Here is a 1,725-nt window from a genome sequence, read left to right as displayed (position 1 = left end):
ATTATAATTCGTTGAAGTCAAGTCGTGCTCGTGCTGATGCAGATAACAAGATGTCAGATGAGGAGTGGTTGAGAAGCATTCTTGTCAGGTTCGCTACGGTCTGAAGGCGATACAACTCCTTTATCAACTTTGTCTGAAGGCGATACAACTCCTTCATCAACTTTACCGGAAACACCAACGACAAGATCATCTATCTCATCTTCAGAACGTCCCTGCTGACGGAAATAGCTTCTCAACCACTCCTCATCTGACATCTTGTTATCTGCATCAGCACGAGCACGACTTGACTTCAACGAATTATAATACGATGACACAAGTTCAACAGGAACCGTTGTACGATCAGATATGTCCTTAAAATCCTCAGCAGTAAGACCAACTCCGCCTGTCTCTGCTTCCTTTTGATTGATGTGAAGCTCAAGATTAAGATCGTCAAACGTCTCTTTCAAAGCATCTTTGAAGTTACCATATTTTTGCATATTCTCATAATATTTTCGATTAAAATCACTAATAACACCGGCATCGTCAACGGTCTTCTCAACGCGTCGCAGAAACCTCCACCCTGACGGATTAGCGGCATGCACACCGACAAACAAAGCCGCTCCGGAACCGATGTTAGTCAACCGCTCCTGCAAGTCATCCGCAGGCTGCAAAGCGCCGGCTGCACCTCCTAGCGTTGCAGGACTTATCAGATGTAACCGATCTAAGGCCGCCTGTTCTGCATCAGATGTAACCGATCTAAGGCCGCCTGTTCTGCATCGGTAAGCTTATTCGTGTAAAACTCATTAATCGTCTTCACATCATCTACAGACAATCGCTCACCTGCCTTAGCCTTGGCTTGCAAGCGTTCAACAACAGGATACAACTTTCGCACGGACTCTGTCTTTTCTATTGCTCGTGCCAACGGCTTAAACACAGCCGCACCGGCCTTCTCTATGACACCGCCACCAAGACCAAAGGCACCGCCAACTGAAACTCCATGCACAAGATTGCCAAGTCGGGTTTCTCCTTCATCGGGACGACTAATCCCCTCATAAGCGCCCATCACTGTCCCCTCAGTTGCAACACGAGAAGCAATCCGCTTGAGTGCCTCAGGGGCTAATTTCCTTGCAATTGCCTCAATAGCAGGCAAAATAGGAAGGGCCTTTGTTGTCAACATAGGACCTCCGGCACGCGTGGCAGCTATCATACCAAGCATATATGCACCCTCTGGTAAAAGCGCACGAACACGTCCGGAATCATCAGGAGGTGCAACACGTGGCGTATAATTGGCCGTTACTCCGGAAACGAACGACGTCGGAATATCGGCATAATCACCAAAGGTCTGATGAGCTTCTTCTTGAAACTTTTGAATATCTTCAGCACCAGGCTCTTGTCCACCATAGGTACGTCTGAGACCTATCGATGCCGTGCGTGCATAGCCGCCAACGGCTGGCGATATAGACTCCGGCAGGTATTCCTCCGCCAGTTCGGCGCCCTTCCGCCATACATCTGCCGGTATCTGCCGAACCTTGGATATCAGCCCTGCTTCCTCATGCTTAGGGGCAAGGGCAGGTTGTTCACCGTGCGTTGTTGTCGCAAACGGGTCGTAGTCAACAAGCTCTATATTGTAACCAGTATTTGATTGATTATCGGCTACAGGTTGAGTCGTGCCTTGTTGCCCTCCTTCAACAACCTGTTGCCCGTCTTCTGCAAAAGGATCGTAGTCTACAGTCTCTATCTTCACTG

2 protein-coding genes are annotated in these 1,725 nt (G+C 48.7%); both read right to left on the bottom strand.

The features are described 5' to 3' along the window. Nucleotides 1-53: 53 nt before the first annotated feature. Nucleotides 54-650, bottom strand: a complete 597-nt coding sequence (locus HWQ67_RS17760; protein ID WP_218254030.1) for a hypothetical protein — start codon at nucleotides 648-650, stop codon at nucleotides 54-56. A 50-nt stretch (nucleotides 651-700) separates the two neighbouring features. Beyond that, nucleotides 701-1,725, bottom strand: a 1,025-nt coding sequence (locus tag HWQ67_RS17755; protein ID WP_218254029.1) for a hypothetical protein, incomplete at its 5' end; no start/stop codon positions are given.

This window comes from Candidatus Magnetobacterium casense (assembly GCF_019173545.1).
GTDB lineage: Bacteria > Nitrospirota > Thermodesulfovibrionia > Thermodesulfovibrionales > Magnetobacteriaceae > Magnetobacterium > Magnetobacterium cryptolimnobacter.
Note: the sequence above shows the minus strand (reverse complement) of the source record. Positions and strands in the feature narration are given on the sequence as shown.